This window comes from Plantactinospora sp. B5E13, from assembly GCF_039871775.1.
Lineage (GTDB): Bacteria > Actinomycetota > Actinomycetes > Mycobacteriales > Micromonosporaceae > Plantactinospora.
In genome coordinates, this window is record NZ_JBDPLT010000015.1 from 49,853 (window position 1) to 70,284 (window position 20,432).

Annotated in this window: 19 protein-coding genes; 6 read left to right on the forward strand and 13 right to left on the reverse strand. The window is 73.8% G+C overall.

Features of this window, described 5'->3' with window-relative positions:
- Positions 1–29: 29 nt before the first annotated feature.
- Positions 30–338, reverse strand: a complete 309-nt coding sequence (locus ABGB05_RS16055; protein ID WP_347654201.1) for an MGMT family protein — start codon at positions 336–338, stop codon at positions 30–32.
- Positions 339–409: 71 nt separating this feature from the next.
- On the opposite strand from ABGB05_RS16055, the gene proB reads away from it, so the two are divergent.
- Both proB and ABGB05_RS16065 read left to right on the forward strand, forming a co-directional pair.
- On the forward strand, positions 410–1,585 hold the full coding sequence (gene proB / locus ABGB05_RS16060; RefSeq protein ID WP_347654202.1) for a glutamate 5-kinase: 1,176 nt from the start codon (positions 410–412) through the stop codon (positions 1,583–1,585).
- Between the two features lie 100 nt (positions 1,586–1,685).
- Positions 1,686–2,954 carry a glutamate-5-semialdehyde dehydrogenase gene (locus ABGB05_RS16065; RefSeq protein ID WP_347654203.1) on the forward strand — a complete coding sequence of 423 codons (1,269 nt, stop codon included), beginning with the start codon at positions 1,686–1,688 and terminating at the stop codon, positions 2,952–2,954.
- A gap of 42 nt (positions 2,955–2,996) precedes the next feature.
- Here ABGB05_RS16065 and ABGB05_RS16070 read toward each other — a convergent pair whose 3' ends face one another.
- The 3 genes from ABGB05_RS16070 to ABGB05_RS16080 form a co-directional block, all read right to left on the reverse strand.
- A complete protein-coding gene (locus ABGB05_RS16070; protein ID WP_347654204.1) occupies positions 2,997–3,341 on the reverse strand; it encodes a hypothetical protein in 345 nt (114 codons plus the stop codon).
- Positions 3,328–4,140, reverse strand: coding sequence for a prenyltransferase/squalene oxidase repeat-containing protein (locus tag ABGB05_RS16075; protein ID WP_347654296.1), 813 nt, complete (start codon positions 4,138–4,140; stop codon positions 3,328–3,330). Before ABGB05_RS16075 ends, ABGB05_RS16070 begins: the two co-directional genes overlap by 14 nt.
- Before the next feature lie 129 nt (positions 4,141–4,269).
- Positions 4,270–5,031, reverse strand: coding sequence for an SDR family oxidoreductase (locus tag ABGB05_RS16080; RefSeq protein ID WP_347654205.1), 762 nt, complete (start codon positions 5,029–5,031; stop codon positions 4,270–4,272).
- A 161-nt stretch (positions 5,032–5,192) separates the two neighbouring features.
- Between ABGB05_RS16080 and ABGB05_RS16085 the strand changes: the two genes are divergently transcribed.
- Entirely contained in the window at positions 5,193–6,101 is a 909-nt protein-coding gene (locus ABGB05_RS16085) for an AraC family transcriptional regulator (protein WP_347654206.1), read from the forward strand.
- A gap of 37 nt (positions 6,102–6,138) precedes the next feature.
- Here ABGB05_RS16085 and ABGB05_RS16090 read toward each other — a convergent pair whose 3' ends face one another.
- The 8 genes from ABGB05_RS16090 to ABGB05_RS16125 all read right to left on the reverse strand — a co-directional run bounded on the left by ABGB05_RS16090 (position 6,139) and on the right by ABGB05_RS16125 (position 16,144).
- Positions 6,139–6,384 carry a helix-turn-helix transcriptional regulator gene (locus ABGB05_RS16090; RefSeq protein WP_347654207.1) on the reverse strand — a complete coding sequence of 82 codons (246 nt, stop codon included), beginning with the start codon at positions 6,382–6,384 and terminating at the stop codon, positions 6,139–6,141.
- Positions 6,384–7,235 (reverse strand): ABC transporter permease, encoded by an 852-nt coding sequence (locus ABGB05_RS16095; protein ID WP_347654208.1) that lies wholly within the window; start codon positions 7,233–7,235, stop codon positions 6,384–6,386. The genes ABGB05_RS16090 and ABGB05_RS16095 overlap by 1 nt, the downstream gene beginning before the upstream one ends.
- Positions 7,232–8,116 (reverse strand): ABC transporter ATP-binding protein, encoded by an 885-nt coding sequence (locus ABGB05_RS16100; RefSeq protein ID WP_347654297.1) that lies wholly within the window; start codon positions 8,114–8,116, stop codon positions 7,232–7,234. The genes ABGB05_RS16095 and ABGB05_RS16100 overlap by 4 nt, the downstream gene beginning before the upstream one ends.
- A 305-nt stretch (positions 8,117–8,421) precedes the next feature.
- The gene (gene moeZ / locus ABGB05_RS16105; protein WP_347654209.1) at positions 8,422–9,603 is read right to left on the reverse strand and encodes an adenylyltransferase/sulfurtransferase MoeZ; all 1,182 of its coding nucleotides are present in this window, start codon (positions 9,601–9,603) and stop codon (positions 8,422–8,424) included.
- Positions 9,604–9,767: 164 nt separating this feature from the next.
- Complete coding sequence (locus ABGB05_RS16110) at positions 9,768–10,796, reverse strand: DUF3152 domain-containing protein (protein WP_347654210.1); 1,029 nt, start codon at positions 10,794–10,796, stop codon at positions 9,768–9,770.
- 102 nt (positions 10,797–10,898) lie between these two features.
- Positions 10,899–11,864 (reverse strand): DUF3152 domain-containing protein, encoded by a 966-nt coding sequence (locus ABGB05_RS16115; protein ID WP_347654211.1) that lies wholly within the window; start codon positions 11,862–11,864, stop codon positions 10,899–10,901.
- Positions 11,865–11,878: 14 nt separating this feature from the next.
- On the reverse strand, positions 11,879–12,994 hold the full coding sequence (locus ABGB05_RS16120; protein WP_347654212.1) for an alpha/beta hydrolase: 1,116 nt from the start codon (positions 12,992–12,994) through the stop codon (positions 11,879–11,881).
- A 135-nt stretch (positions 12,995–13,129) separates the two neighbouring features.
- The gene (locus tag ABGB05_RS16125; RefSeq protein WP_347654213.1) at positions 13,130–16,144 is read right to left on the reverse strand and encodes a hypothetical protein; all 3,015 of its coding nucleotides are present in this window, start codon (positions 16,142–16,144) and stop codon (positions 13,130–13,132) included.
- A gap of 161 nt (positions 16,145–16,305) precedes the next feature.
- Between ABGB05_RS16125 and ABGB05_RS16130 the strand changes: the two genes are divergently transcribed.
- Together ABGB05_RS16130 and ABGB05_RS16135 are read left to right on the forward strand one after the other, a co-directional pair.
- On the forward strand, positions 16,306–16,944 hold the full coding sequence (locus tag ABGB05_RS16130) for a TetR/AcrR family transcriptional regulator (RefSeq protein ID WP_347654298.1): 639 nt from the start codon (positions 16,306–16,308) through the stop codon (positions 16,942–16,944).
- Between the two features lie 66 nt (positions 16,945–17,010).
- The gene (locus ABGB05_RS16135; RefSeq protein WP_347654214.1) at positions 17,011–17,241 is read left to right on the forward strand and encodes a DUF3107 domain-containing protein; all 231 of its coding nucleotides are present in this window, start codon (positions 17,011–17,013) and stop codon (positions 17,239–17,241) included.
- 87 nt (positions 17,242–17,328) lie between these two features.
- On the opposite strand, the gene ABGB05_RS16140 is transcribed toward ABGB05_RS16135, so the two are convergent.
- A complete protein-coding gene (locus ABGB05_RS16140; RefSeq protein ID WP_347654215.1) occupies positions 17,329–18,078 on the reverse strand; it encodes a ferritin-like fold-containing protein in 750 nt (249 codons plus the stop codon).
- A gap of 463 nt (positions 18,079–18,541) precedes the next feature.
- On the opposite strand from ABGB05_RS16140, the gene ABGB05_RS16145 reads away from it, so the two are divergent.
- Positions 18,542–20,281: a DEAD/DEAH box helicase gene (locus tag ABGB05_RS16145; RefSeq protein ID WP_347654216.1), complete on the forward strand. Its 1,740-nt coding sequence runs from the start codon at positions 18,542–18,544 to the stop codon at positions 20,279–20,281.
- Positions 20,282–20,432 lie beyond the last annotated feature (151 nt).

Consider the following 20,432-nt stretch of genomic DNA (forward strand, 5'->3'; position numbering starts at 1 on the left):
CGACCGACCCGCCCCACACCGTCGCCGAATCAGTCCTCCGGCCACCAGGCGGCCGACCTCAGGTCGACCCCGGCACCCCGCAGCGGTGTCCCCTCGGCGACCAGCCGCTCCCGGGCCGTCCGCTCGTGGCCCGGCGGCAGCCGGCCGGCGGCGTTCACCACCCGGTGCCAGGGCACGCCACCGCCGTGTCGGGCCAGTACCGAGCCGACCAGCCGGGCCGAGGCGCGACCGGACCGGTCGGCCAGGTAGTCGGCGATCGCCCCGTACGACATCACCCGTCCCGGCGGGATCCGCTCGACCACCGACAGCACCTCTTCGACGTACTCCTCCGGGGTCACAAGCTGCCACGATATGGGAGTACGGGGAGACCGGTCCGGCCGGCCCGGAGCAGCACCGGGAGAATGGGCGGGTGCGGGAAGCAGTTACCTCAGCACGCCGGATCGTGGTGAAGGTCGGCTCGTCGTCGCTGACCACCGCCGCCGGCGGGTTGGACGCGGATCGGGTCGACGCCCTCGCCGACGTACTCGCCGGTTGGCTGGCCAACGGCGGGCCCGGCCCGGACGGCCGACCGACTGGGCCGGCCGCCGACGGGCGCCGCCGCTCCGCCGACCGTCGGGAGCTGGTCCTGGTCTCCTCCGGGGCGATCGCCGCCGGCCTGGCCCCGCTCGGCCTGTCCCGCCGTCCCCGCGACCTGGCCACCCAGCAGGCTGCGGCGAGCGTCGGCCAGGGACTGCTGATCGCCCACTACACCAGCGGTTTCGCCCGGCACGGCCGGACCGTCGGGCAGGTGCTGCTCACCGTCGACGACGTGACCCGGCGGGCCCACTACCGCAACGCCTACCGCACCCTGCGCAAGCTACTCGACCTCGGTGCGGTGCCGATCGTCAACGAGAACGACACGGTCGCCACCGACGAGATCCGGTTCGGTGACAACGACCGGCTGGCCGCGCTGGTGGCCGCGCTGGTCGACGCCGACCTGCTGGTCCTGCTCTCCGACGTCGACGCCCTCTACACCGGCGACCCGGCCCGTCCCGGCACGGTCCGGATCGCCGAGGTCCGTGACGAGCGGGACCTGGCCGAGGTGGTGGTCGGCCGGGCCGGCCGGGCCGGGGTCGGCACCGGCGGCATGGTCACCAAGGTCGAGGCGGCCCGGATCGCCACCGGCTTCGGTATCCCGGTGGTGCTGACCGCCACCGGACTGGCCACCGGCGCACTCGCCGGCGAGTCGGTGGGCACGCTCTTCCACCGGGTACGCCAGCGGCCGGCGGCCCGGCTCTTCTGGCTGGCCCACGCCACCTCGCCCCGGGGGCGGCTGCACCTGGACCCGGGTGCGGTGCAGGCCGTGGTGGCCCGCCGCAAGTCGCTGCTGCCGGCCGGGATCACCGCGGTGGACGGCACGTTCACCGCCGGCGACCCGGTCGACCTGGTCGACGACGCGGGGGCGGCGGTCGCCCGGGGGCTGGTCAACTACGACGCGGTGGAGTTGCCCGGCCTGCTCGGCCGCTCCACCTCCGAACTCGCCGCCGCGCTCGGCCCGGGCTACGAGCGCGAGGTCGTGCACCGCGACGATCTGGTGCTGCTCTGATCTGACCGGACGGGCCGGTCCAAGGCCGCTGCGGCGGCCGGCCGTCTCGCTGGGCGAACAGCACACCGGGCGACGCCTCCCGGGTGGTTACAGTGTGCAGATGTCGACCCAGAACTCCCCTGCCACCGGGACCGTGGAGGCGGCGAAGCGTGCCCGCGTCGCAGCGGCCACCCTGGCCACCGTCAACCGGGCGACCAAGGACGCGGCCCTGCACGCGATGGCGGACGCGCTGGTCGCCCGTACGCCGGAGATCCTGGCCGCGAACGAGGCCGACCTGACCGCCGGGCGCGACAACGGTCTCTCGGCGGCGATCCTGGACCGGCTCGCCCTCACCAGCGAGCGGGTCGCGGCGATCGCCGACGCGTTGCGCCAGATGGCCGCGCTCGCCGACCCGGTCGGCGAGGTCGTCCGCGGCGGCACCCTGCCGAACGGGCTGGAGTTGCGGCAGATCCGGGTCCCGTTCGGGGTGGTCGGGATCATCTACGAGGGCCGCCCGAACGTCACCGTGGACGCGGCCGGCATCTGCCTCAAGTCCGGCAACGCCGCGCTGCTGCGCGGCTCGTCGTCGGCGATCCACTCGAACACCGCTCTGGTCGCGGTGCTGCGGGACGCGGTGGCCGGTGCCGGGCTGCCGGCGGACGCGCTCCAACTGCTGGACGCCTCCTCCCGCGACTCGGTCAAGGAGCTGATGCGGGCCCGTGGCCTGGTCGACGTGTTGATCCCGCGCGGCGGGGCGTCACTGATCCGGGCGGTGGTCGAGGAGTCGACCGTACCGGTGATCGAGACCGGGGTGGGCAACTGCCACGTCTACGTCGACGCCGCCGCCGACCTCGACAAGGCGCTGGCGATCGTGCTCAACTCCAAGACCCAGCGGCTGTCGACCTGCAACACCGCCGAGTCGCTGCTGGTGCACGCCGACGTCGCGGAGGCGTTCCTGCCGCGGGTGCTGGCCGCGTTGCACGAGGCCGGGGTCACCGTGCACGGCTCGCCGGAGGTGGCGGCGTACTCGGCGGAGGTGGTGCCGGCCACCGACGAGGACTTCGGCACCGAATACCTCTCCGCGGACATCTCGGCCGCCGTCGTCGACTCGCTCGACGCCGCGGTCGCGCACATCACCCGGTACGGCACCCAGCACACCGAGGCGATCGTCACCGAGTCGGTGGCGGCGGCCCGGGAGTTCGTGGCCCGGGTCGACTCGGCGGCGGTGATGGTGAACGCCTCCACCCGGTTCACCGACGGCGGCGAGTTCGGTTTCGGGGCCGAGATCGGCATCTCGACCCAGAAGCTGCACGCCCGGGGCCCGATGGGCCTGCCCGAGCTGACCTCCACCAAGTACGTCGTCACCGGTGACGGCCACCTGCGCGGCTGACTCCCCGGCGGTCTCCGGAGGGCTGGGCCGCCCGAACCCTGGTCACTTCCGGCGTCGGCGTCGTGACCGCCGCGCGCGTGGGCGGGACCGGGCCGGGCGGTGGGACTCGCGCTCGCCGCGCGACCGGCGCCGGCCCCGGCGACCGCCGTGCGGGGGCAGCGCACCCTCGGCCCAGTAGAACAGGGCCAGGATGCCGATGCTGGCCACGAGGATCAGCGCGCCCTGCACCAGGCTGTTCTCCAGCCACCACAGGTCCCAGCGGTGCCAGGCGGCGATCCCGCCGCCACCGAGCCCGACGAACAGGGCGGTGCCCACCAGTCCCTGGTGCCGTCCGATGAAGGCGCGGACCGGCTGGCGGCGCGGCTCCGGTGGCTCAGCGGCAGGCACGGATCGCCGCCAGGGTCGTGTGCACCTCGAACATCGCACCGTCGTCGCTGGGCCAGCCGCCGTCGCTGCGTTGGGTCTCGGCGAGCCGACGCCGGGCGGCGGCCAGCAGCCAGCCGGCGGCCGCGACCCCGACCCGGCGCAGCGCCGACGCCATCCAGGCCACGTCGGCCGGGGACATCTCCGGCAGTCGGACGGCGAGTACGGACTGGATCCGGGCGGATTCGCCGAACAACCCCCGCCCGTGCAGCACCGCCGCCGCCAACCAACCGGTGGCCAGGTACGACGGCCAGGTCCCGTCGGGTCGCAGTTGGCCCGCCAGCGCCTGCGCGGCGGCCTGCACCACACCCGCGTACGCCCCGCCGACCCGGGTGTCCAGCGGGCCGGCGGGGCGGGCGTCCAGGCCGGCGACGGTGAGCCAGTAGCCGGCGTTGGCGGTGAGGTAGAGGGTCGCCTCCGGGTCACCGGGGCGGGCCCACGGCGGTGCCTCGGCGGCGAGCGACGGATCCTCCTCCCAGGTGCCGTCCGCCCGTTGCCGGCTGACCAGCCAGTCCAGCGCTCTGCGGGCGGCGTCCCGGCCGAGCGCCCCCAGGTCGTCGAGTTCGGCGAGTCGGAAGCAGGTGGCGTCGACCGAGCCGACCTCGGCCGCCCAGCTCGCCGGCCAGCCGCCGTCCGGAGCCGGTCCGACCTCCGCCTCGGCGAGCAGTTCCGGCGCCGGTGCCGTCCCGGTCCGTAGTCGCTGCAGCCGGGCGCGGTCCACCGCGTCCCCGTGCGCGACCACGAACCCGATCGCGGCGTCCATGTCGACCACGGCGCAGAACGCTACCGGTGGGAACGTGGTTCCACCTCGGTAGGTCGGCCGGGGTCGGGCCACCGGTCGATCGATGGCGGACCGGCGCGGATGGCGCTGCGCTCCGGGGGACGGGGTCGGTCAGAGGTTCTGGCCGCCGGAGACCTCGATGTTCTGTGCGGTGATCCAGCGGCCCTCCTCGCCGAGCAGGGCGCTGATCACCAGGCCGACGTCGTCGGGCTCACCGATCCGGCCGAGCGCGATCGTCGCGGCGGCGGCCGGGATCGCCTCCGGGAACCGTTCGAAGGCGTTGTCGGCGATCCGGGTACGGGTGGTGCCGGGCGCGACGGAGTTGACCCGGATGCCGCGGATGCTGAACTCCTTGGCCATGTACCGGGTCAGGACGGTGAGTCCGCCCTTCATCGTGCCGTAGGCGGAGTAGCCGGGGGTCAGCCCGGACGCCTGCGCCGAGTTGCTGGTCACGTTGACGATGGCGCCGCCGTCGACGATCAGCGGCAGCAGGGACTGGGTCAGGAAGTACGGCCCCTTGAGCAGGACCCGCATCAGCCGGTCGAAGAACTCCTCGGAGGTTTCCTCGAACCTGGTCGCCTCGTGCCCGAACCCGGCGTTGTTGACCAGGTGGTCGAAGGTGTCCCGCTGCCAGGTGTCGCGCAGCGCCGCGACGACGGAGTCGCGGAAGGCCGGGAAGGTCTCGCTCCGGCCGACGTCGAGCGGCAGCGCGACCGCCGTGCCGCCCTCCCGCTCGATGCCCGCGACCGTCTCCAGTGCGCCGGCATGGTTGCGGCCGTAGGTGAGGATCACTCCCGCGCCGCGCCGGGCGAGCTGGACGGCTGTGCTCTGCCCGATGCCGGAGCTGGCACCGGTGACGATAGCGACCCGCATGGTCGGTCCACCTGTTCAATCATGGAGGCTGTCTGCGCTCCCCGCGAATCTGATCCTCCTATCGAAGCATCGGAACCTGCTCAAACTTTAGAACGGATCTCCTGAATGCTTGCCTGATCCTCTCGTTGTACGGAGCATCGGCCAGGTGGTTCAATCGCCACATGCACCGCCTGGAGGAACTGCGCGACCTGGTGGCCCGGCACGCCCGGCCGGACACGACCACCGCCATCGACGACGTCCTGGTCTCCCGGGTGGACCACACCGAGCCGCCCTCGACCTCGATGTCCGGTACGGTCTTCGCGCTCATCGCCCAGGGGGCGAAACGGCTGGCGCTCGGCGACCGCGTCTACGAGTACCGCGCCGGGCAGTATCTCGTCGCCTCGGTCGACCTGCCGGTCACCGGGCATTTCACCGAGGCCGAGCCGGAGCGGCCGGCACTGGGACTCGGCCTGGTCCTGCGCCCGGCCGAGGTCGCGGAACTGCTGCTGCACGCCGCCCCCGGTGACATCCCGCCCAGCACCGGCGGTACACCCTCCGGACTGGCGGTCAGCGACGCACCCGAGGAACTGCTCGACGCGGCGATCCGGCTGTTGCGTCTGCTCGACCGGCCGCGTGACGTCACCGTGCTGGCGCCACTGGTCAAACGGGAGATCCTCTGGCGGATCATCACCGGCGACCAGGGCGCCGTCGTACGCCAACTCGGCCTCGCGGACAGCAGCCTGACCCACATCGCCCGCGCCGTCCGCTGGATCCGCGACAACTACGCCCAGGCCTTCCGGGTGGAGGACGTGGCCCGGCTGTCCGGGATGAGTGTCTCCGCCTTCTACCGCAACTTCCAGGCGGTCACCGCGATGAGCCCGATCCAGTTCCAGAAGCAGATCCGGCTCCAGGAGGCCCGGCTGCTGCTCGCCACCCACCCCGGCGACGTCACCGGCGTCGGGCACCGGGTCGGCTACGACAGCCCGTCACAGTTCAGCCGCGAGTACCGCCGCCAGTTCGGCGCGCCGCCGAGCCAGGACGCCGCCCGGCTCCGCGCCCCGGTGGGCGACGTCGCCCCGGCCCTGCCGTGACCGGAGACTGGACCGGTGCGGCCCGCACCGACCGGGTTCAGGCAACCACCCGGTCGGGGGCGCCGATCCGGGGGAAGGGCTCGGTGGAGAAGACCACCTCCACCGGCACCTCGAAGAACCGGGCGATCCGCAGCGCCAGGTGCAGGCTCGGGTTGTACTCCCCCCGTTCCAGGTAGCCGACCGTCTGGTAGTGCACCCCGAGCGCGTCGGCGAGGTCCCGGCGCGAGATCCCCCGCTCCGCCCGCAGGACCGCGATGCGGTTGTAGATGGACTCGCTACTCATCAGGTGGTCCTCTGCATCGCCTTCACCCTGCGGGCAGCCACGCTGGAGCCCGACTCCCGCCGGGCCATCCGGCGCAACACCACCGGCGCGACCAGCAGCCCGACCACGGCCCAGGCACCGAGCATCCCGAACGTCTCCAGGTGCCGCCAGGAGCCGCCGAGTTCCGCCGCCGCCAACTCGTCCGGCAGCAGTGCCGAGCGGGTGCCCAGCCCGAGCCAGTAGATCGGGAACGCCTGGCCGATCCACTGCAGGAAGACCGGGTAGTTGTTGATCGGGTAGAAGATGCTGGAGGTGCCGACCAGCCCCATGATAGGCAGCATGATCACCCCGGCGTTACGCGGATTGTCGAACAGCGATCCGAAGATCGCGCCGAGCGGCAGACAGGCGACCAGGCCGAGCAGCACCACGCCGGCCAGCATCAGCCAGCGGCCGGGCCCCCCGGGCGCGAGCCCGTCCACCAGCAGCAGTCCCGGGACCACCAGGATGAGCGCGCTGACCGCACTCATCCCGGCCACCTGCACCACCTTGCCGACCAGGTAACCGAGCATGCCGTGCGGGATCGCCTTGGCCCGCAGCAGGGTGCCGTCCTCCCGCTCGATGATGAGCGTCATCATCATCGTCACCATGGCGCCGAAGGCCAGCCCGCCGCCGATCATGCTCGGCAGGTTGCGGGCGCCGAGCGAGAAATCCGTGCCGGGCACCGTCGAGTTCCGCATGAAGAACAGGACCACCGTGAAGACGACGTTGGGGAATATGTAGTTCCACAGGTCCTGACCGTTGGTCAGGGTGTGCCGGACCTCGATCCCGCCCCGCACCAGCCCGGCCCGCGCCGCCATCAGCATCGGACTCACCGATCCACCTCCTGGAAGTTGCGCAGGGCGGCGCCGCTGCGCCCGGACTCGAACTCACGGACCAGTGCCATGTAGGTGTCCTCCAGGCTGGCCCGGCGGATCTCCAGATCGGTGACGCTGTCGCCGTACTGCCCGAACAGTTCGCGGACGAACCGGGTGGCGTCGGCGGCGACGTGGACGAACCGCTCGCCGTCCCGGCTCCACTTCACCTCCGCGTCCGACGGCATCCGCCGGGCGAGCTGCTCCGCCGAGCCGTTCGCGATGATCGAACCACCGGCCAGGATCAGGATCCGGTCGGCGAGTTTCTCCGCCTCGTCCAGGTCGTGGGTGGTCAGCAGGATGGTGGTCTGCTCCAGGTCGGCCAGCCGGTGTACCAGGTCGTGGAACTCCCGCCGGGCCTCCGGGTCGAACCCGGCCGTCGGCTCGTCGAGGAAGAGCAGCTCGGGACGGCCGACGATGCCGATCGCGACGTCCAGTCGGCGCCGCTGCCCGCCGGAGAGCTGGCTGACCCGCTTGTGGGCGTGCGGGTTGAGCCCGACCGCGTCCACCAGCTCGTCGATGTCCCACGGTCGCCGTACCTGGTCGGTGGCGTACGACGTGTAGTACGACCCGAGGTGCTGGAGCAGCTCACGTACCCGCCACTTGGCGTGGTCGCGCCAGGACTGGAGCACCACGCCCAGCCGGGCCCGCCACCGCTCGTCGCCGTGCGCCGGGTCCACGCCGAGCACCGAAACGTCGCCGGCCGACCGCATCCGGAACCCCTCGAGGATCTCGATGGTCGTGGTCTTGCCCGCGCCGTTCGGGCCGAGCAGCGCCACCACCTCGCCGGGCTGGGCGGTGAAGGTGACCCCGGTGAGCACGTCGGTCCGGCCGTAGCGCATCCGCAGGTCACGTACGTCGATCACGGGCGGCGGGCCCGGCTCGCCGACCGGCTTCGGCGGCCGGCCCGCCTCCTCGACCAGGCCCGATCCCTCAACCAGGCCCGATCCCTCGGTCATAGTCATAGACCTGCCCCCTATCATCCAAGGTCTACGAGCGACGATAGTACATGTACTACATGTCGGCGGGGGACTCCTCGGACAGAAAACCGACGGGGCGGCTCCGGAAACCGGAGCCGCCCCGTCGTGGCGAACTGGGTGGATCAGCCGTGGCGGACTGGGTGGACCAGCCTTGGCGGACTGGCGGATCAGTAGCTGGGCAGCGAGGGGTCGACCGTCTTGACCCAGGAGAGCACCCCACCCTGGACGTGCACCGCGTCCCGGAACCCGGCGGCCTTCACCGCGGCGAGCGCCTCGGCGGACCGTACGCCGGACTTGCAGTGCAGCACGATCTGCCGGTCCTGCGGCAGCTGGGCGAGTGCCGCGCCGGAGAGAATGTCGCCCTTCGGGATCAGCGTGGCGCCGGGGATCCGGACGATCTCGTACTCGGCCGGCTCCCGGACGTCGACCAGGAAGACGTCCTTGCCGGCGTCCTGCCACTCCTTCAGCTCCCGGGCGGTGATGGTCGAGTCGACCACCGCCTCCTCCGCCTCCGCCGACACCGCGCCGCAGAAGTCCTCGTAGTCCTCCAGCAGCGCGGTGACGGTCGGGTTCTCGCCGCAGAGCGCGCAGTTCGGGTCCTTGCGGACCTTGATCTTCCGGTACGACATCTCCAGCGCGTCGTAGACCATCAGCCGGCCGACCAGCGGCTCGCCGATCCCGGTCAACAGCTTGATCGCCTCGGTCACCTGGATCGAGCCGATCGACGCGCAGAGCACACCGAGCACCCCGCCCTCGGCGCAGGACGGCACCATTCCGGGCGGCGGCGGCTCCGGGTAGAGGCAGCGGTAGCAGGGGCCGTGCTCGGCCCAGAAGACCGACGCCTGGCCGTCGAACCGGTAGATCGACCCCCAGACGTACGGCTTGCCGAGCAGCACCGCCGCGTCGTTGACCATGTACCGGGTGGCGAAGTTGTCGGTCCCGTCGACGATCAGGTCGTACTGGCCGAAGATCTCCAGCACGTTGTCCCGGTCCAGGGCGGTGTTGTGGATCACCACGTTGACCAGCGGGTTGATCTCCCGGATGCTGGCCGCGGCGGACTCCGCCTTCGGCCGGCCGACGTCGGAGACGCCGTGGATGACCTGCCGCTGCAGGTTGGACTCGTCGACGACGTCGAAGTCGATGATCCCGAGCGTGCCGACCCCGGCGGCGGCCAGGTACAGCAGCGCGGGCGAGCCGAGACCGCCGGCCCCGACACAGAGCACCCGGGCGTTCTTCAGCCGCTTCTGCCCCTCGACCCCGACGTCCGGGATGATCAGGTGGCGCGAGTAGCGACGGATCTCGTCAACGGTCAGCTCGGCGGCGGGTTCGACGAGCGGGGGCAGTGACACGATGGACTCCCCGGTTCCGATCCTCGCTCAGCGGACGGCTGAGCGCATCGACAGTGGCATGTCGGGCCATTGTCGCTCGCCGGGGCCGATATCGGCCATGAGGTGGAACACCTGCCCGGAATCCGGGAGCGGGAATAACCGGGCACCGGGTGACCACCGGCACGCTACGGCAGCACCGGGCCGACGTGGCGGCGCCCGTCGACGTACGGCCAGCCGTTCGGCGCGCAGCCGCGCAGCCCGTACGTCTGCAGCTGCATGACCGGAGCCGGGGCGCCCGTCCGGGGACACGCCTGGTGCCGCTCCCCCAACTCGTGCCCGACCTCGTGGTTGAGCGCGTACGCCTGGTAGACGTCGAGCGGGGCGCCGTAGTCCGGTACCGCGGTCAGCCAGCGGGCGATGTTCAGGACCACCTCGCCGGGGACGTGGCACGAGCCGTACCGCTCGGTGTGCAGGCCAGCCTCGGCACACATCCGTTCCGACGTTCCCGGAGTGGCGAGGAAGACGGTGAACTGGGCCTTCGCCGTCCGGCCGACCCGTTGGAAGCGGACCTTCCCCGAGGCCGTCCAGCCGCGTGGATCGCCGAGGACCGTGTCGACGGCGCGGGCGAAGCCGTTGGTGTCCTGCCCCATCCCCTGCTCCACCGCGACCCGGAAACGACGCAGGTCACCGGTGGTGCCGACGACGTCACCGCCGCCGGCGTACCCGAAGGTGCCGGGACCGGTGGTCGGATAGTCGGCGGGCTGCCCGTCGGACCGCCCGGAGGCCGTGCCGTCCGGCGCTCCGGCGGCGTCTCCGGACGGGCCGGCACCGCGCGCCGGGCCACCGGCGACCACTCCGTCGGCACTCCCGGCCGCCACCGGCGCACCGTCCGGCGGGCCACCGTGCACCAGCCCGACCAGCACCAGGCCGGCGGTGGTCGACAGCAGCGCGAGCGCGACGGCACGTCGGCGACGGCGGCGGGCCCGGGCCATCGCCAGCCGGTGCCGGCCGCGCCGGCCGCCCGGCGGTGCCGCGTCGACCGGGTCGTCGGTACGGGCATCGTCAGGTCGAGCATCGCCAGGTCGGACTCGGTCGGCCCGGTCGTCGGTACGGTCCTCCGGCCACATCTCGCCCGCCGGGTCGCCGGTACGGTCGCCCGGAGTCGACAGCTCCGGGAGACGGACGGGATCGGTGTGCGCGGCCGGCCCTTGCATGGCGGGCCCACTGTGCCACGCGGCGGCCGGCCCGCACCAGCCGCCGCACCGACGCCCGGCCGGACCGGCGGACCGTCAGCGCGGCGGACCGTCAGCCGCCGGTCAGAGCGGCGGTCCGGTGTACCGCTCCCCGTCCAGGTACGGCCACGGGTTCGCCTTGCAGCCGTTGAGGAAGAGCGTCTGCTGCATCATCACCGGGGCGGGCCGCCCGTCGCGGGGACAGCGCTCGTGCCGGTGGCCCAGCTCGTGCCCCACCTCGTGGTTGACCACGTAACTGCGGTACGTCTCCAACGGCACCTTGGCCCGGACGAAGTGCGGCACCGAGAGCCGCCAGCGGTCCAGGTTGAGGATGACCCGCCCGGCGCCCCGGCACGAGGTGTACGGCCTGCCGTCGACCCGGATGTCCACACCGGACTCGGCGCACATCCGCCGGGCGGTACCGGCGGTGACCAGGTAGACGGTGAAGTCGTGGCCGGCGTTGTCCGGCACCCGTTGCAACCGCAGCCGTCCGCTGCCGATCCAGCTGCGGCGGTCGGCCAGCGCGGCGTCCACCTTCGCGGCGAACTCGTCGAGGTCCTCGTCGGTGCCGCGTTCCAGCGCCACCCGGTACTTCCGCAGCGTCCCCGCCCGGCCGAGCACCTCGCCGCGTCCCTTGGCGTAGCTGAACGTCCCCGGCCCGGTGGACGGCCCCGGACCGTCGAGCTTCAACACCGGCGGTGGTGGTGGCGCCGACGGCGTGGCACTCGCGGTCGGGCTCGGTGTCGCGGGCCCGGTCGGTCCGGCCGCCCCGGTCGGGGCGCCGGCCGGGCCGTCGTCGGCCACCAGCCGGTCCGCCGGCGGCACCAGGATCCCGACCACGGCGACCGCACCCGCCACCGCCAGCAGGCCCACCGCCAGCCAGCCGGACCGGCGGACCGGCGGACGACGTGCCCGTCCCCGGTAGGCGCCCCGGCCGTCCGGGCGCGGCCGGGCGGTGTCCCGGCCCTCCCGAGGCGGCCGACCGGACGACAGGGCCGGCCCGGGTTCGACACGCTCGGACGGGGGCTGGGGGCGCCGACTTTTCCGCACGCCTACATCAGACGTCAGCGGAGCGAATTCTGCTGCCCCGTGAGATCAACTCCGACCGGCCGGCCGGTGCCGGACTCCGCCAGCCGGCCAGAACCGATACCGGACTCCGCCAGCCGGCCAGAACCGATACCGGACTCCGCCAGCCGGCCAGAACCGGTACCGGGCTCGGACAGCCGGCCAGAACCGGTACCGGGCTCGGACAGCAGGGCGAGGGCGGCCCGGGCGACCGTACGCGGCACCTCCAGCTGCGGCACGTGTCCCACCCCGTCCAGCATCAGCAGCCGGCTGTCCGGGATCAGCCGGGCCACCTGGGCCGGCACCCGTACGTCGACCAGCCGGTCCTGCCAGCCGCCGATGACCAGGGTCGGCGCGGTGATCGTGGCGGCGAGCCGCCACAGCGACCCGGCACCGGGCAGGTACGCCCGCAGGAAACTCCCCACCAGGCCACGCAGCGTACGAAGATAGGCGCTCGCGTAGTGCTCCGCCGTGTAGCGGATCCTGATCTCCTCGATCGCCTCCTGCCGCCGCTGGTCGCAGATCCGGCTGGTGTCGGCGACGCAGGCCTCCATCACCTGGCGGGCCATCTCCTCCGGCGGCAGCTGGGTCAGCAGGCGGGCGGCTAGCCGCTCCGCGCCGGGTACCGCCAGCAGCGGCACCATCCTGCCCTGCAGCGAGCGCCGTGGGTCGAGGAACGGCATCGCCGGCGAGACCAGCGTCAGGGTGCGGACCAGGTCGGGGCGGAGCCCGGCGACCCGTACCGAGATCGCCCCGCCGAGCGAGTTGCCGAACAGGTGCACCGGACCCCGGCCGGAGTGTTCGAGGTAGCGGATCACCCGGTCGGCCAGGGCCGGGACGGTGTACCGCGGGGCCGGGCCGCTCAGCCCGAAGCCGGGCAGGTCGATCGCCTGCCCGTCGAGCCGGTGCGCGAGCAGGCCGGCAAGGTCCGTCCAGTTCTGCGCGGATCCGCCCAGTCCGTGCACATAGAGCGCCGGTTCGGCGTCCGGGGAGGTGGCCGGGGTGTCCCGGACGTGGGTGAGCAGACCGTCGATCCGTACCGTCCGGCCGGGCCACGGCGGCGGCACCTCGTCGCGGACGACCAGCTCGTCCGCCTCCAGCAACGCGCGCTTCATCAGTCAAGTGTGTCGCTGTCCGTCGGCTCGCGCCCACGCTCCGTGCAGGACGGCCGCCGGCGGCCCGACCGGGGCGGGGACGTCTGCCCCGTCCCCTCCCCGGTCGTCACGCTCTGCCGGATTCCGGTGGCCGGGTCAGGTGAGCAACGCCTCAAGCCGCCGGTTGACCGCGGACAGGGTGGCCCGGACAACGGCCTGGCGTGGATCACCGGCGACCAGTGCCGAGCCGGCGAGCTGCTCCACCCAGCCGTCGCAGACCAGCAGGACCACCACGGTCGCCACCTCACAGCTGCCGAACGGCACCACGGCGGCGTGTTCGACAAAACACCGGCCGCGCTCGGTGACCCGGGTGGAGGAGCTGAGCAGCTCGTCGATCGCGGCGGCCGCCGCGACGGCGCAGAGCCGCAGCACGTACCCGTCGACCGCCGGCCCGGTGGCCAGCCCGGCCGCCGGCTGGTCGCCGGCGGCCAGCCGGACCTCGACCGTGGCGTCCAGCCCGAAGGTGCTCACCTGCACGTGGTCGATGATCACCCGTGGTCCCGGCGGTGAGCCCGGGTTGAGCGGCCGGGACGGCGCGCTCTCCGTGGTGGTGACCGGGCTGCCGGAGTACGAGGTGCCGACGGTCGTGGCGCCGAGCCCGCCACTCCGGCCGGTCTCCGTCGGGGTGGCCCCCTCCGGCTGTTCCGCGCTGGCCCGTCCCCGGGCCGGGGCCGGGCGGCGCCGACGGGCCCCCTCCGTCGCGGTGCCGTACGTGCCCGGGCCGGTCGGCCCGCCGAACGCCCCGGGTGCGGGTGTGGGCGCGGGCGCGCCGTACGTGCCCGGCTGCCGGGGCGCGGCGGTCGGCACCTGCCGGGGCGGTGCCCCCGGGGCGGACGCCCCGGAGCCGGGCCACCCCGGACGGGTCGGGTCGACCGGTGCGGTGTCGGGCAGGTTCTGCGGGGCCGCCGCGAGCCCCATCCGTTCCTGGAGCAGCCGGGCCACCTGCCGGCTGACCTCGGCCGGGTCGGCACCGTCGGCGAGGTCCAGCCGCAGGCTGTGGGCTCCGGCCGGGGTGGTCCGGACGGAGGCGTCCCGAACCCCGGGTACACCCTGTACCGCCGCCACGATCGCCTCGACGTCGAACCCGTCCGGCCGCTCGCGTGGCTGCACCGGTCCGTCCTCCCGACGCAGGTGGGTCGCGATTCGGGCGAGTTCCGGCGTCTCGGCGGGGGGCTCCACGGCTGGCGGCTCCGGCACGGTGGGCACGTCTGGCTCAGCGGGAATGCGTTGGGGTAGCGCGTCCAAACCCTGCTCGGCGGGGCGGGGCACGGATCCGGGTTCGGCCGCCGACAGCGACGGAGGCTGGTGCGGGTACGCCGGACCGGCGACGCTGGACGAGGTCGGCAGGGCGAGCGCCTCGCGGTGCGGTGGATGACCGGTCGGCTCGCCGGCCCGGGCGGAGCGCAGGCCACCCGGCCCGGGCAGGTAACCCGGCGCCTCGGGATGCTGGGCCGGCACCGGTCCGACCGGACCGTGCTGCCCGGGATCTTCCGGCCCCACGCGGTGGCTGCCCGGATCGGCGCCCGAGGGCCCCGCCGGGCCGACCGGGTGTCCCACCCGCTGGGCGTGCTCGTCGTACGCCGTCCGGAAACGCTGGCCGTGCTCGTCGTAGCCGCGCGGCTCGCCGCGGTCGTCGTACCCGGAACGCTGGCCCTGGTCGTCGTATCCGCCGGACTGGCCGCGGTCGTCGTAGCCCGCCGGCTGGGGTTGGTCGTCCCGGTGGCCGACCTCGCGGACGGCGGTCAGCGGGGACTCGGCGGGCGGCCGCTGCACGGGCAGCCGCTGCACCCGCTGGTTCGCCCAGCCCGGCGGGGACCAGCCCTGGTCCGGGGCGGGCTCGACGTCGCGGCGGTGTCCGCCGTCCCGGAACTCGCCCGCCGGCTCGGCCTGGTCGCCCCCGTGGCCAAGGCCGGCGGCGTGCGGCGCGGCGGCGGGACCGCCGACGCCGGGCCCGGCCGGGGCGGAGGTGGCGGGCGGACCGACCGGCCCGGGTCCTTCCGGATGCGGGTCGAGGGACGCGGGACCGGCGGTGTGCGGGCCGACCGGTCCATGACCGGCGGGCTGGGGGTCGAGCACGCCGTGACCGGCGGGCTGCGGGTCGACCGGATTCGCGCTGGTCGGCGTGGGGCTCGGCGCCGCCCACGGCGGTGCCCACCCGGACGACCAGGCACCGTCCGGCTCACCGGCACCGCCCTGCGGCGTACCGGGCTCACCGGGTGGATATCCCGGGCCGGCCGGCGCGGCGCCCGGGCCGGCCGGCGCGGCGCCCGGGCCGCTCGGCAGCGCGCCACGGTCGACCGGATGTGCCGCCGGCCAGGCGCCCGACGGCGTTCCGGTCTGACCGTGCCCCGACGGGCCGCCCTGGCCCGGGACACGGTCGGCCGGTCGGGGTACGGCGGGCATCAACGCGGTCCGCTCCCGCACCATCCGGTCGGGGTTGGCCGGCGGTACGGAGATCTGGGCCGGCGGCCCGGAGACCTGCATCGGCGGCGCCGAGGCCGGCACCGGCGGCCCGGAGACGGCGGCGGCCGGCGGCCCGGAGATCGGTCCGGGGTGGCCGGGATAGCCGGACTCCCCCCACCGTGGCGGTTGCCCCGCCGGCAGGGTGCCACCCGGTTCCCGTTCGGAGTACGCGTGCCGGGCCGGTTCAGCCGGTGCCGCCCCGTCGGGCGACTGCGCGGTCAGCGGGCCGGTCGGGTACTCCTCCGGCGGCCCCGCCGGCAGTTCCGGTACCGGCGACCGTCGCACGTACGGGTCGGTCGGCTCCGGCCCGTACGGGTAGCCCGGCTCGCCACGTCCACCGGCCCAGCCCCGCTCCGCCTCGGCCGCCTCGCCCAGGTGTACGCCGTTGACCGGCTGCCGGTGCTCCGCCGCAGTGCCCGGGAACGGCTGCGTCGGGTACGACGTCGACCGGTCTCCCCAGCCCTGGCTCAGCACCGGCTCCGCCGGCTGCCGCCACTGCCGCCCGGACGCGTCGCCGCCGTTCTCGGCGCCGGGCCAGCCCGCGTCGGCCGCCCAGCCGTTGATCGGGCGGGCCTGGTCGCCCTGCGGACCTGCCCCGTTACCGTTGTCTCCCGGTGTGGGGGCTCCGGGTTGCCCTGTTTCGTCCACCGTGCGCTCCTTGGTCGCCCCCGCTGAGGCTACCGTGTGGTGGCAGTGCCGATAAGTTACAGCGGCAGGCTAATTGTGCGGTCGGGCGAGGAGGATGGACCCGACCCGGGACGAGGATCGGATCGAGGATCGGTGACGTGCGAGGCGAAGCGGAGGTGACCGTGTCCCAGCTGGGCAACGGCGCGCAGACTGCCGGCCGACCAACGCGGCTACCGCGCTCGGCCCGGCGCAAACAGCTGCTGGCGGCGGCCCAGGAGGTTTTTGTCGCGCAGGGCTACCACGCCGCGGCGATGGACGACATCGCCGAGCGGGCAGGAGTCTCCAAGCCGGTCCTGTACCAGCACTTCCCCGGCAAACTGGAGCTGTACCTGGCACTGCTGGACACCCACTGCGACGCGATCGTGGCGAAGGTCCGGGAGGCGATGGCGGCGACCACCGACAACCGGGAACGGGTCAGCGGCGCGGTCCGGGCGTACTTCGACTTCGTCGACCACGAGAGTGGCGCGTTCCGGTTGGTCTTCGAGTCTGACCTGCGTAACGAGCCGGCCGTCCGGGACCGGGTGGAGCGGGTCGAGCAGGGCTGCATCGCCGCCCTCACCGACACCATCATCTCGGATACCGGGGTGAGCCGGGCCCGCGCCGAACTGCTCGCCTCCGGGCTGGTCGGCGCGGCCGAGACGGCGGCGCAGTTCTGGCTGGCCAACGGACGCCAGGTGCCGAAGGAGGAGGCCGAGGCGCTGCTGACCAATCTCACCTGGCGGGGGATCGCAAGCTTCCCGCTCCAGGGCGAGTCGGCCTGACTCTCGCCCGCGGCAATCGGATAGCCTTTCCGACGGCGGATCTTTCGCCCTGAACGAGGAGGTCCTGTGGAGGTCAAGATCGGCGTGCAGTACGCGCCCCGCGAGCTGGTCCTGGAGAGCGCGCAGACGCCGGCCGAGATCGAGCAGATCGTGACGGACGCCCTCGGCAGCAACGGCGGCGGCACCCTGTCACTGACTGACGAGAAGGGCCGGCGGGTCATCGTCCCCACCGACAAGGTGGCGTACGTCGAGATCGCCGAGGCGTCGCCGCGCGCCGTCGGATTCGTCGCCCGCTGACCCTGTCCCGCCGTACCCGGCGACGGCCGAACGTGCCGTCGACGGGTGGCCGGACAACGTCCGGGAAGTCCCGTACCGACCGCCGGCTCAGTTGTTCAGACCGACCGCGGTCATCCGGGCGCTGTGCGTCACGGTCAGCCGTTTGAACAGCGCCGGGACACCGGTCTGCTCGTCCGGGTCGGTGCCGATCAGCGCGGCCAGCGCACTGCGCTCGCCGGCCACCCGGACGGCCTGCGAGACGCCCTCCCCGACCAGCCGCCGGGCCCACATCGAGAGCCGGCTCGCCAGCTTCGGTTCCGCCGCGATCGCCAGCCGGATCTCCCGGCCGGCGAACTCGTCGTAACGGGAGTCGTGCAGCACGTCGAGGACCAGCCGTCGGTCCGGCTCGTCGAGAAAGGCCGCCATCTCGCGGAAGAAGTCGTCCGCGATGCCGTCTCCGACGTACGCCTTGGTCAGCGCCTCCCACCAGTCCTTCGGCTCGGTCGAGTCGTGGTACGACTGCAGCGCGGGCACGAACGGCGCCATCGCCTCGCCGGGGGTGGCACCGAGTGCGGTCAGCCGGTCGGCGAGCCGCCGGTAGTTCTGGATCTCCACCGCCGCCATCTCACAGAGCACGGCCCGCCGGGTCAGGTCGGGCGCCAGTCGGGCGTCCGCGGCCATCCGGTCGAAGGCGAGCAGTTCCCCGTACGCGACCAGGCCGAGCAGGTCCACCAACGCGGCCCGGGGTACGGGACCGGGCCGGGCACCGGGGCTCGGACCGTCCCCGACACCGGCCGGAACCGGGGCGGGAGAGGCGGCGGACGGGCCGGCGGGAACGGGCTCTGCGGGGGCGGACACGCCCGCAGGTTACCGCCCGGGGACCGGCGGGCGGGTGGGATGACGACAACCCGCTCCTTCGGCGATCCACGGCGGAAACCGGGCGTTCCGACCGGTCGCGCCCCTTCCGGTCTCCAACTTCGGAGTTAGCAAGCTCACATCTGGCCACCCCGCGCGTCGGCGTTCCGGGCGGAGTGGAGACGCCGTATGCCGGGCTCAGGTAGCATGGATCAGTTGCCGCAGCCGGCAGAGTTCCGCTGGTCGGCAGAGTTCCACGGGTACCGACGGTTTACCCGCCGGCCCACGGGGGCCCGACGTCCCGGAAACGGGCGCTGACGTTCCTCGGAAATTCTGCCTCGCGGCGCGCGTGCGGCCCGGTCTCTTCCTCGGCGATTCGCCGTCGACCGTGTGGCCCGCGCCATTTACCGACATCGCGCCCTTTGGACAGACGGGGCGCACCACGAGAGGGCACCCCCACAACCACATGAGCGATCACACCGAGAACATCCCGGCCGGCGAAGCGCTGGCCGCCGACGCGCCGGTACGTCCCGAGGCTCCCACCTTCGCGGAGCTGGGCGCGCGCGAGGAGACCGTGGCCGCACTCGCCGCGGTCGGCATCACCCGGGCCTTCGCGATCCAGGAGTACGCCCTGCCGATCGCACTGCGCGGTTCCGACCTCATCGGCCAGGCGCCGACCGGCACCGGCAAGACCCTCGGCTTCGGCGTACCACTGCTGGAGCGGGTCTTCGCCCCGGCCGAGGGCGGCGACGGGCTGCCGCAGGCGCTTGTTGTCGTACCGACCCGGGAGCTGGGTCTGCAGGTCGCGAAGGATCTCGCGGCGGCCGGTAGCACCCGGGGCGTACGCGTCCTGCCGATCTACGGCGGCGTGGCGTACGAGCCGCAGGTCGACGCGTTGCGCAAGGGCGTCGAGATCCTGGTCGGTACGCCCGGCCGGCTGCTCGACCTGGCAAAGCAGAAGCAGCTGCGGCTGGACCGGGTCCGGGCGCTCGTCCTGGACGAGGCGGACCGGATGCTCGACCTGGGCTTCCTCGACGACGTCGAGCGGATCCTGGCGATGCTGCCGGAGGACCGGCAGACGATGCTCTTCTCGGCCACCATGCCGGATCCGATCGTGGCCCTGTCCCGACGGTTCCTCCGGCAGCCGGTGACCATCCACGCCGGGCACACCGCCGAGACCGGGCCGTCGCCGCTGACCCGGCAACTGGTCTACCGGACCCACTCGATGAACAAGATCGAGATCGTCGCCCGGATCATGCAGGCCGAGGGCCGGGGCCTCACGATGATCTTCACCCGGACCAAGCGTGCCGCCGACCGGGTGGCCGAGGACCTCGACTTCCGCGGGTTCGCGGTGGCCGCCGTCCACGGCGACCTGGGCCAGGGCGCCCGGGAGCGGGCGCTGCGGGCGTTCCGGGCCGGCAAAATCGACATTCTGGTCGCCACCGACGTGGCGGCGCGCGGACTCGACGTCACCGGCGTCACCCACGTGATCAACTACGACTGCCCGGAGGACCAGGACACCTACACGCACCGGATCGGCCGGACCGGCCGGGCCGGCGCCACCGGTGTCGCGGTGACCTTCGTCGACTGGGACGACATGCCCCGCTGGCGGATCATCGACAAGACCCTCGGGCTGGACATGCCGGAGCCGCCGGAGACGTACCACACCTCCGCGCACCTCTACACCGACCTGGAGATCCCGGCCGGCACGCCGGGCACCCTGCCGTCCGCGGAGCGGACCCGGGCCGGGCTGGCGGCCGAGGTCGAGGAGGACCTCGGTGGCCGGTCCCGGAGCGCCGGTGGCCGGCGCGGCCCCGGCCGCACCGAGGGCGGCGGCGCGGGCCGGTCCCGCGGCCGACGGCGCGGTGGCCGGGACTCCGCGACAGCCGACCAGACCGGGCCGACCGGGCCCGAGACCGAGGCCACCGGCCAGGAGGAGCCCCGTCGCCGGCAGCGCCGGCGGCGCCGGGCGGGCGAGATCGTCACCGGGACCCCGGAGAACACCGCGCCGGGAGGCGCCGCATCGACGGACACCGCGTCGGACGCTCCCGGCCGGGAGACCGGCGCGGGCGGCACCTCCACGATGGTCGAGACGACCGACGGGGCGGCCAAGCCGAGGCGGCGGCGTCGCCGCCGGGCCGGCTCCGGCGGTGCCGGCCAGACCGGCGACGTGACCCCGGGCGGCGAGCCGTCCACCGAGGACTGACCGGACGGATTCGTACCCCGTCAACACCCGCCGCCGGCACCCGCCGGCGGCGGTTCTGTCGAACCGGCCGGCGGACCGGTCCGGGTCCGCCCGGACCCCGCCGGAGGTCGACCGGCGGCCCGGACGCCGCCGGCGGGACTGGTCGGGCCGG

What these genes read in the sequence shown, in the direction of transcription:
- ABGB05_RS16065 (WP_347654203.1), top strand. Translation starts at nt 1,686, where the DNA reads ATGTCGACCCAGAACTCCCCTGCCACCGGGACCGTGGAGGCGGCGAAG.
- ABGB05_RS16075 (WP_347654296.1), bottom strand. Translation starts at nt 4,140, where the DNA reads ATGGACGCCGCGATCGGGTTCGTGGTCGCGCACGGGGACGCGGTGGAC.
- ABGB05_RS16080 (WP_347654205.1), bottom strand. Translation starts at nt 5,031, where the DNA reads ATGCGGGTCGCTATCGTCACCGGTGCCAGCTCCGGCATCGGGCAGAGC.
- ABGB05_RS16085 (WP_347654206.1), top strand. Translation starts at nt 5,193, where the DNA reads ATGCACCGCCTGGAGGAACTGCGCGACCTGGTGGCCCGGCACGCCCGG.
- ABGB05_RS16090 (WP_347654207.1), bottom strand. Translation starts at nt 6,384, where the DNA reads ATGAGTAGCGAGTCCATCTACAACCGCATCGCGGTCCTGCGGGCGGAG.
- ABGB05_RS16100 (WP_347654297.1), bottom strand. Translation starts at nt 8,116, where the DNA reads ATGCGCTACGGCCGGACCGACGTGCTCACCGGGGTCACCTTCACCGCC.
- ABGB05_RS16110 (WP_347654210.1), bottom strand. Translation starts at nt 10,796, where the DNA reads ATGCAAGGGCCGGCCGCGCACACCGATCCCGTCCGTCTCCCGGAGCTG.
- ABGB05_RS16120 (WP_347654212.1), bottom strand. Translation starts at nt 12,994, where the DNA reads ATGAAGCGCGCGTTGCTGGAGGCGGACGAGCTGGTCGTCCGCGACGAG.
- ABGB05_RS16145 (WP_347654216.1), top strand. Translation starts at nt 18,542, where the DNA reads ATGAGCGATCACACCGAGAACATCCCGGCCGGCGAAGCGCTGGCCGCC.